8 protein-coding genes and 1 rRNA gene are annotated in these 9,217 nt (G+C 45.5%); 6 read left to right on the forward strand and 3 right to left on the reverse strand.

The genetic code is table 11. The features are described from left to right. Positions 1-108 precede the first annotated feature (108 nt). A 5S ribosomal RNA gene (gene rrf / locus F461_RS0100155) occupies positions 109-223 on the forward strand. 315 nt (positions 224-538) lie between these two features. Here rrf and F461_RS0100160 read toward each other — a convergent pair. Genes F461_RS0100160 through F461_RS0100170 form a run of 3 tightly spaced genes read right to left on the reverse strand, consistent with a single transcriptional unit; the run spans position 539 to position 3,557 of the window. Then, entirely contained in the window at positions 539-1,561 is a 1,023-nt protein-coding gene (locus F461_RS0100160) for a glycosyltransferase (RefSeq protein ID WP_034605902.1), read from the reverse strand. A gap of 45 nt (positions 1,562-1,606) precedes the next feature. After that, positions 1,607-2,284, reverse strand: coding sequence for a DUF47 domain-containing protein (locus F461_RS0100165; RefSeq protein WP_019999140.1), 678 nt, complete (start codon positions 2,282-2,284; stop codon positions 1,607-1,609). A gap of 37 nt (positions 2,285-2,321) precedes the next feature. Continuing rightward, positions 2,322-3,557, reverse strand: coding sequence for an inorganic phosphate transporter (locus tag F461_RS0100170; protein ID WP_019999141.1), 1,236 nt, complete (start codon positions 3,555-3,557; stop codon positions 2,322-2,324). Between the two features lie 162 nt (positions 3,558-3,719). Between F461_RS0100170 and F461_RS0100175 the strand changes: the two genes are divergently transcribed. The 5 genes from F461_RS0100175 (at position 3,720) to F461_RS0100195 (ending at position 8,927) form a co-directional block, all read left to right on the forward strand. Further along, the gene (locus F461_RS0100175; RefSeq protein WP_019999142.1) at positions 3,720-5,516 is read left to right on the forward strand and encodes an ATP-binding protein; all 1,797 of its coding nucleotides are present in this window, start codon (positions 3,720-3,722) and stop codon (positions 5,514-5,516) included. Between the two features lie 397 nt (positions 5,517-5,913). Then, a complete protein-coding gene (locus F461_RS0100180; protein WP_019999143.1) occupies positions 5,914-6,672 on the forward strand; it encodes an ABC transporter substrate-binding protein in 759 nt (252 codons plus the stop codon). Between the two features lie 136 nt (positions 6,673-6,808). Beyond that, complete coding sequence (locus F461_RS0100185) at positions 6,809-7,477, forward strand: amino acid ABC transporter permease (protein ID WP_019999144.1); 669 nt, start codon at positions 6,809-6,811, stop codon at positions 7,475-7,477. 11 nt (positions 7,478-7,488) lie between these two features. Then, positions 7,489-8,259 (forward strand): amino acid ABC transporter ATP-binding protein, encoded by a 771-nt coding sequence (locus tag F461_RS0100190; RefSeq protein ID WP_019999145.1) that lies wholly within the window; start codon positions 7,489-7,491, stop codon positions 8,257-8,259. Next, positions 8,259-8,927: an amino acid ABC transporter permease gene (locus F461_RS0100195; RefSeq protein WP_019999146.1), complete on the forward strand. Its 669-nt coding sequence runs from the start codon at positions 8,259-8,261 to the stop codon at positions 8,925-8,927. Before F461_RS0100190 ends, F461_RS0100195 begins: the two co-directional genes overlap by 1 nt. The last annotated feature ends 290 nt before the right edge of the window (positions 8,928-9,217 follow it).

The raw sequence follows: 9,217 nt of genomic DNA on the forward strand, positions 1-9,217 counted from the left end.
ATTCTTTTCCTCCCTATTAGATTAATATTTCAGGGTTCGTCCTTTGACGTGGCAGCAAGGTAAATATTGCTCGCCTTTCCAAAGAACAGACTAACCCGCCATATTTTTCTTGGTGGCCATGGAGGTTGGGGTACACCCGATCCCATTCCGAACTCGGAAGTTAAGCCGACCATCGCCGATGATACTGCAGGGGAGCCTGTGGGAAAGTAGGTCGCTGCCAAGATTTATTTCTAGACCGCGTTTCAAACGAAACGCGGTCTTTTTTTTTGTCTGATAGAGAGCTATGAAGTGCTTTTCCTTCTTTTAAGTGGATAAGAGCGTGCTGTACCTGTTCCCTGCAAGCATTGATTGTGTGGTATGCCAACTTGTATGCTAATCTATCAGATCAGGAAGTTGGTAGATAATAGGGACAGGGGGGAGAAGTTTTTTGCTTCCTGAATACAACTGAGTGGTTGAGGAGGCGCCCACAAGCAGTCCAATCTCGTATAACTATTTGTCCACGTTTTGATGATTCTGAAGGCTTGCAAATGGGAGGAGATTATGAGGCTAGGATATAGTCTTTTCCAAGCTTATATCCTTTAGTGTGCATAAATTCTTCGAGTTGATCGTTAGCATCATGTCCAGCTAGATAGGCGATAGCAAAACAAGTTTCTTGTTCCAGTATTTCTCTGCCTACTACCCGTTTTCCGTTTACGATGTTACCAATTTTATTAGGATCGACATCAATCCATCCTGTAATGACAATACCGTATTGCTCTAATATCAGCGCTCGTTGTCGGCTGGTTTTTCCGGCACCAATTACGTATATTCGTCTGGTAGGTGATACGTTTTTGTGGAGCCAGTCAGCAAGGTAGGGTGATTTCATTTTGTAGAAATTATCTACCATGCACTGCTCGCCTGTTCGGGAAAGTCTGTCAGGAGGGTCGTTCCATACGAGTAGTGTGGTTGGAAGTTTGGCAGCTTTGACTCCAAAGGACATCCAGCGAAGCCATAGCTCGTAATCTTCCGGTAAGTTACCTGTTTTGTATCCTCCAAAACGATCAACAAGCTTGGTTCTGTACATGGTACTGGGATGCGCAAACGGTGCTTCCTGAAAACGCCGTAGTCTGATTTCTTCAGGGGTCAGGAGAGTGTTGGTCCAGTCTACATAGCGTGCATATCCACCTGCTGTTTCCCTGTTCCCCCCAAATTTTACACAGGTTCCTAAAATACCTATTTCCGGGTGTCCATGCATGTAGGTAGCTTGCTGTGCTAATCGTTCCGGCATGGAATAGTCATCAGCGTCCATGCGTGCAATGAGTGGCGCACGAACTTTGGACAAACCAGCGTTTGCAGCAGTGGCTACTCCCGAGTGGGGAATGGTGAAACCGCGAACTCGCTCATCCTGCGCAACATATCCTTTAACGATCTTAAGAGTACAATCAGTAGAACCGTCATCTACAAGAATCAGTTCAAAGTCGGTGAATGATTGGGCAAGAATACTGTCCACAGCAGTTGGAAGCGTTGCTGCGCCATTAAATACGGGGAGTACGACAGATACGGTGGGATGTGGTATATTCATGGAATAAAAAATGCCTGCGATGTTGAGCATCGCAGGCATTTTGCTTTATCGAACAATCATAGCGCGCAGCATGTCGCTGCAATTTTCCGCGTTGTGACTCATGTCGAAGAGGCTGTCTACAAACTTCATGAGCTGATAGACTTCCTTAAATTCACGATCAAGGTTGTATAGTTCCGCCATAAGATTTTGTTTCATACGGAATACTTCGCGTTGCTGTGCGCGAATATCTCGGAAGTGTTCTTTTGTTTCTTGCCGGCTTACAGTGACAGTACCCTGAACAAGGTCAATTGTTGCTTCAAGAGCGCTCTTTAATAGTTCAACGGTCTTAGTCACTTCGTACAGGTAATCAAGAAGAAGCTTCTGCATGTCTTCTTTAATAGCAAGACGGTGCATACCAAGCCAGTTCAATGCTTCCTGACCGGAGTCGAGAATGTTATCCTGACTGCGGGTATAGTTGATGAACAGAGTCTTATCCACTGGCATAAACAGGCCGTGTGGAAGGTGGTTGCGGATGTTACGTTTAATTTTATCCGCATGGTATTCAGCTTCATCTACTTCCTGTTGCAGGGAATAGAATTCTCTGCAGGCGCCACCGGTGATATAGCACTCCATGGACTCGTGAATAAATCCCATACCTTTTTCAATTTGCCCGTAGTGCTCGAGCAGTCCGCTCATCGGGGTGCGGTCGGATAACATTCCAAAAAATGGAACGCGAAATTTCATTGCAGTTTCCTCCTAAGAACCTACCGGTGAAAAATGTTTAAAGAATCGTCCATCGAAGCAACTGGAAAATAATAATACTGCTCAGTGCTGCAATAGGCACTGTCAGAATCCAGTAGAGAACGATTTTAAATAAAATTTGGAAGTTAACAGTACCAAAACCTCGTGCTACACCAACACCTACGATTGACCCAACTGAGGCGTGTGTTGTGGAAACTGGCATGCCGAGGTTGGAAGCAATAAGTACAGTAGTTGCTGCACCAAAATCAACAGCAAAGCCACGAGTGTTGTTTAGTGTGGTGATTTTGCTGCCAACGGTTTCCATTACTTTGTGCCCAAGAAGAGCGATACCAAGAGTGATACCCACCCCCCCGACAACTAGAAGCCAGAGAGGAACCTCAGCACTGCTGAGCAGAGCGTGGTCGCGGGCAATCATGTAGATAGCAGCCACCGGTCCGATAGCGTTCGCAACATCGTTGGCACCCTGAGAAATTGCAACGTAACAGGAGGTGCCAATTTGCATTTTCCGGAACAGTTCTTCAACTGCTTCAGACTCTTCATCCAGCTCTGGAATAAGTTTATTCACAAACAATCTTGCAATGCACCAGAACACTGCGGTTACAAGTGGAGCAAGGTAAGAAGCATCCCACCATGTAAGGTGCAGGTTTTTACCGAATGGTGTCTTAAACAGGAAGGATAAGAACACTAAAGTAAATGTAAGTGCAATCCAGAATGGAGCCCACTTACGTGCGTGCATAAGCATCTGGCTTCGAAACAGGATGCGCTTGCGGATTGATGAGAATATGAATCCTGCGATTGCAGCACCAAACAGTGGTGAAATAATCCAGGATAGAACAACGAAGCCCAGTTTGCCCCAGTTAACCACTTCAGGCCCGCCGACAACAAATCCAAAGCCGAGAATAGACCCGACAATAGAGTGTGTCGAAGAAACAGGAAGTGCAGTGAGAGTTGCAACAAGAACCCAGAGTCCGGCAGACAGTAGTGCTGCAAACATGCCGATCATAAGAACCTTAGGATCGGTAATCATTTCTGGGTTAATAATCCCCTTTGAAATTGTCTTGGTAACCTGAGCACCAAGAAAAACTGCGCCAGCAAAGTTGAGAACACCCGCAATAAGCACAGCTTGCTTAACCGTGATGGCTTTAGCACCAACAGCAGACGCCATTGAGTTTGCAACGTCGTTTGCACCAAGGTTAAACGCCATCATGAAACCGGCTAATACAGCCAGCACAAGGAAAACAGTATATATATCCATACTTTGGAGATTCCGATTGTTTTGTTTTCTTTTCGCAGCAAGTTTATACTTCTTAGCAAGCTGAAAAAGGCAACACTATTGTCAAAATCAATTCCGCACCGTACTGTCGCGATGTAACATAACAGTCATACAATTGCCACAAAGTAGCGGATATTAAATACCATGAACAACTATTCCATCCGTAACAGACTCTTAACGGGAATGTTCCTGCTGCTAATGGTCGCACTCATTCCTCCTTTCTATTATTTTGACTCATCATTACGTACAGATATCCTGCGTGATGCCAAAAGTAGAGCTGTTACCTATTTGAACACAGTCGCCTGGACGACGCATGAAAATCGTTTTTCCAACATACATGAATTTGATGCTTGGTTAAAGGATCTATCGCGCTATTTAAATGTCCGTGTCACATATATTGCCGAAGGGCAGGTTGTGGCAGACACCAGTGTCCCCTATGCAAAGCTAACCCAGCTTCCTTCCCATGCAGACAGGCCGGAAGTTCTTACAGCTCTCGAAGGGAAAACCGGCGTTGAAGTCCGGTACTCAACAACAATCCACAAAGATTTGATTTATGCTGCGCAGGCCAAGCAGGCTCATGGAGTTATTCCAGCTGGTATTTTGCGTGTTGCTATTCCGGCCTCTTCAGCGAGCGAGCGTTTGAACAGGCTTGAGGCGGGAATGATATGGGTCTTTATCTTTACCACTTTCGGTACAGTGTTGTTTGGATTCCTTGTAACAAGGCCGTTTCTTATTTCTATCCGCAGGTTGGCCAGTACCGCCCAATCTATCGGGCTAGGTCAGTATCAGCGTCGAATCCGCACGTATCCGGGTACAGAATTTGAGCCGCTAGTTACCGCCATCAACGATATGGCTCAAAATATTGAAATGCATCTGCGGATGGTTGTTGACCAAAAGAAACGGCTTGAAGCTGTGTTTGACGGTATGACTGAAGGCGTTATGGTATTGGATGAACGTGGTAGAATTCATTCTTGCAATACCGCATTAATCAATATGTTGAACTGCTTGGATGGCTGTGAAGGCAGAACTGTCATAGAAGCGACAATGCAACCTGATTTGCAACAGGCGGTAGATGATATTCTGGGCTCTCCTCTTCCAAAGAATGCCAGTCTTGTTCTTGAACTTCCGGATTCTGTGTATCTTGCTGTGAACCTTGTTCCGTTCCGTGATAGACAGGAAGCACGGAAAATGGTGCTGGTATTCCATGATGTGAGTGAGCGTGAGCAGTTGGAGAGGGTTCGCCGTGATTTTGTGGCGAACGTTTCCCACGAGCTTAAGACACCGCTTACCAGTATAAAAGGATATGCTGAGACACTTATAGATGCGCCGGATACTCCGCATTCTACAGCGGTGAAATTTTTAAATACGATTCTGCGCAATGCTGACCACATGACAAAAATGGTAAATTCTTTACTTGTGCTTGCTCGCTCACAGCATCACAAAGACAGTAGTCAGCTTGCCGCCATTGATGGAGATGCCGTGGTCGAACAGACCGTGCGGGATATGATGCCGGCAGCTCTTGAGAAGAATATTGTGCTTCAGTATAATGCTGAGAAAAAAGATGTTCGTGTTATTGCAGACTTAGATGGTCTTTCAGAAGTTCTGCGTAACCTTATAGATAATGCCATCAAGTACAGTCCACGGGATTCAACCGTATCTGTTGGCTTGCATTTACGCGATGGGCTTGCATCCTTTAGTGTGCGTGATGAAGGATCTGGTATTCCTGTGGAGAGTCAGAGTAGAATTTTTGAAAGATTCTACAGGCTTGAAAATGAAGAGTCTCCTGTCGTCAAGGATGGTAGTGCCGGGCTGGGGCTTGCTATTTGTCGCAGGATTATTCGATCATACGGTGGTGATATTTGGGTGGAATCTCCTATTCATTCTGACACAAATACTGGCGCTGCATTTATTTTTACGTTGAAGAAGGCTCTTCAAAGCTAACAGCCTATTATAGAATACAAAATCCGATCAGCGCCGAGTCAATATGACTTGGCGTTTTCTTTAATAATAAAGGGAAAAAGCAAAAGTGTTGCCAGATGTGGATCAAGTGCATAAAAGAGGGCAGCGCAAACAAGTGGTGTCGTGCTCTTATTTTTGTAGGTGCGGGGCGGTTCTTTTGTAGGTAGTTACGTTCAGCTAGGTTGTTGGCATGTATATAGCTGAGCATACGAATTTCAATGTGCGTAATCGACTGGTTTTGCAAAATTGTTCATTTCGAGGTTGCGAGCGAAGCCACTTTCTGCTAGCCAAGATAGTTGTGGGTTATTGGGGAAAGCAAATGATTTCAGAATGTCATTTGCGCATATTGCTTATCTGTCTTGCTAGAAGGAAGAACAAAATGCTTAGAGCAACACGTGTGCTGATCGCAGCACTTGGTCTGGTTTTACTGTTCGGCACAGGAGCGTTTGCACAAAAAACATACGTTAATGGTATTGATGCAAACTACCCTCCTTTTGCTTATGTTGACAAAAATGGCGAACCTGCTGGCTTTGACGTAGATTCCTTGAACTGGATTGCTAAAAAGCTCGGTTTCAAGGTTGAGCATAAGCCAATGGAATGGTCAACGATCGTACAGAGCGTTCTCTCAAATAAAATTGATATGGTTTACTCCGGTATGACCATTACCCCTGAACGCGCCGCAAAGGTAAATTTTTCAGATCCTTACTACTCTGTTGCTAACGTCTACGCTGGTAAAAAAGGTTCCGGCCTTACTGTAGACAAAATACAGCACGATAAAGTACGTCTCGGTGTGCAGTCCGGCACCCCGCAGGTAGAATGGCTCAAAGAGCATATGGGCAAAGAGGGCTGGAACTTTACTTTGAAGTTTTACGACTCTGCTCCACTTGCATTTCAGGATGTCATGAACGGTCGCATTCAGGCTGTAGCAATGGATGCTGCACCTGTTAATGATGCAATTGGTCGTGGACTGCCATTGGCTGTAATTGACACTTTCGGTGAGCACGAAGATTTTGGTGTTGCTATCAATAAAGACAACGCTGAACTTCTTGAGCTCATCAACAAAGGTATCAAAATGCTGAAAGCTGACCCTTACTGGGAAGTTCTCAAAGAAAAGCATCTTAAAGGTGACAACCACTAATTGGCTTGTTGCCCAGTTATAAAGATACTATTTCAGCTGAGGGCGTGTTCCATTAAAACGCTCTCAGCTTTTTTATTGAGTGCCGCAAGGCACAACTAAGGAGGAAGGACAAACGGAAAGGTTTGTCCGATATTCTATGCTAGAACAGTTAGCAGTAATATTAGACGCGCTACCATATATTTTGCAAGGCGCGCTCGTGACGTTAGTAATCGTCGGCGGGGCTATGAGCCTCGGACTCGTCATGGGCATTCCTATGGCAGTCGGCTTGGTCTATGGGCCACGATTAGTTCGCTTTATTCTGGGCTTTTACGTCTGGTTTTTCCGTGGGGTGCCGATTCTGACGCTTATGTTCCTTTTCTATTTCGGCATCTTTGATTTACTGGGGCTTAATTTATCTGCTCTCGCCGCCACGTCCATTGTGTTGGGGATGACAAGTGCTGCGTACCAGTCTCAGATTTTCAGGGGCTCTATCGAAGCCTTACCTCAGGGACAGCTGAAAGCTTCCCGCGCGTTGGGTATGTCTGATATGCAAGGTGTTTGTTCTATCATTTTGCCACAGGCACTGCGTTTGTCTATTCCCGGATGGTCCAACGAATTTTCTATTATTCTTAAAGACTCTGCATTGGCTTATGTTGTAGGTGCTATGGATATGTTTACACGCACACACTTTGTTGCGTCACGAACCTATGAGCATCTGACTTTGTTTATAACAGCTGGTGCAATTTACTTTATCATTACTATGGTGGGCGTAAGATTGCTGCTCGCTCTTGAAAAGAAAGTCCGTATTCCGGGCTATACCACGTAAGGGATATACACATGCCAAGTGAGAACAACACCCCGATTCTGCAGATGCAAAACATCTGTAAGAACCTTAGCGGGAAAGAAATTTTACGATCTGTTTCTCTCGATATTAAACGGGGAGAGCTTAAAGTACTCATCGGGCCTTCCGGTGCGGGTAAGTCCACCTTTCTGCAGTGTATTAACTATCTGCTTATACCGGAACACGGACAGATTGTCCTTGAAGGTAATGTTGTTGATACGGACAGTAAAAAAGAACTGTACGGTTATCGACAACAGGTCGGTATGATCTTTCAAGACTTCAATCTATTTGATCATCTTACAGCATTGGATAATGTCGCGATTGCTCTACGCAAAGTAAAGGGCATGAGCAAAAAGCAGGCACGTGACATCGCGAAGAAAGAGTTAGACCGTGTTGGCCTTTCTGACAAAGGCGATTTGTACCCTGCAGAGCTTTCTGGTGGCCAGAAGCAGCGTGTTGCTATTGCTCGTGCGCTTGCCATGGAGCCCAAAGTCCTTTTACTGGACGAGCCGACTTCTGCGCTTGACCCGGAATTGGTCGGCGAAGTTCTTTCTGTTATCCGTGATCTTGCAAAGGAAGGGCTTACTATGATTATGGCAACCCACCAGATGGACTTTGCACGCGCACTTGCAGATGAAATTGTATTTATGCAGCAGGGTGAGATTATCGAACACGGTTCTCCTGCAGAGCTCCTTAAAGAAGGTTCCGGCACTCGTACCGCAGACTTCTGCAACAAGTTGTCTGATATGTGTGAGGAGCTTGACTAGTGGATCCATTTTATACTGAACAACTGCTCCCTGCCGTAAACAGGGGGCTGCTAATGAGTGTAGTACTCATTATTCCCTCCGCTATTATGGGGCAATTGCTAGGCATAGCTGTTGGTTGTTGCCGCGTATTCGGTAACAGGCTTGTGCAAAAGCTGATGGACTTCTACACATCGCTTTTCCGTGGTGTACCGCTTATGGTACAGCTTTTTATTTTATATTACGGGCTGCCTAAAATCGGTATCTACTTGGAACCGGCCGAAGCAGCTATTCTTGGGTTTACTCTCTGTAGCGGAGCATACAATTCAGAATATGTGCGTGGTGCTTTGCTTTCTATCCGCGAAGGCCAGCTTAAAGCAGCAGCCGCATTAGGGATGAGTAAATTCCAGACCGTGCTTTGGATTGTCGTACCACAAGCGTTCCGTCGGGCATTGCCGGGCTGCGGTAACGAAGTGATCTATCTAATTAAATATTCCTCTCTTGCCTATATTATTACATGCATCGAATTGACTGGCGAGGCGCGCGGTATTGCAGCGCAGACCTTCCGCTTTACGGAAGCCTTTATGGTTGTGGGAGCATATTACTTGTTCCTCGTGACTATCGCAGGCTGGCTTCTCAAAAAGTTTGAGCAGCGCCTCCATATTCCGGGGTTTGGTGTTCTTAAGGGATAGTTCGGACTTGTTATATACAATGAAAGAGTGAACCGCTTTGGTTCACTCTTTTTTTTAGGTCTTCTGTGGGAATCCGACCTTCCCTGCGGAAGGGACGCCCTATCGACTGTGAGTAAGGAAAGATTTGATTATCGAAAAGAGTGAGTCTGGTGGCAAAAATCGTTCTGTCCCAACGGTTGAGAAGGAAGTGGGATAACAATCTTTAGACGTAAGCAAAAAAGAATACAGAAAATTTAAAAAAGCTGTTGACGACGGGGGGCAAAAGCCATAGAACCTCCTTCCTCGCTACG

Origin of the sequence: Halodesulfovibrio aestuarii DSM 17919 = ATCC 29578, assembly GCF_000384815.1 — a bacterium.
Lineage (GTDB): Bacteria > Desulfobacterota > Desulfovibrionia > Desulfovibrionales > Desulfovibrionaceae > Halodesulfovibrio > Halodesulfovibrio aestuarii.

Coding starts and splice junctions, on each gene's coding strand:
- F461_RS0100175 (WP_019999142.1), top strand. CDS start 3,720: ATGAACAACTATTCCATCCGTAACAGACTCTTAACGGGAATGTTCCTG.
- F461_RS0100165 (WP_019999140.1), bottom strand. CDS start 2,284: ATGAAATTTCGCGTTCCATTTTTTGGAATGTTATCCGACCGCACCCCG.
- F461_RS0100170 (WP_019999141.1), bottom strand. CDS start 3,557: ATGGATATATATACTGTTTTCCTTGTGCTGGCTGTATTAGCCGGTTTC.
- F461_RS0100190 (WP_019999145.1), top strand. CDS start 7,489: ATGCCAAGTGAGAACAACACCCCGATTCTGCAGATGCAAAACATCTGT.
- F461_RS0100160 (WP_034605902.1), bottom strand. CDS start 1,561: ATGAATATACCACATCCCACCGTATCTGTCGTACTCCCCGTATTTAAT.
- F461_RS0100180 (WP_019999143.1), top strand. CDS start 5,914: ATGCTTAGAGCAACACGTGTGCTGATCGCAGCACTTGGTCTGGTTTTA.
- F461_RS0100185 (WP_019999144.1), top strand. CDS start 6,809: ATGCTAGAACAGTTAGCAGTAATATTAGACGCGCTACCATATATTTTG.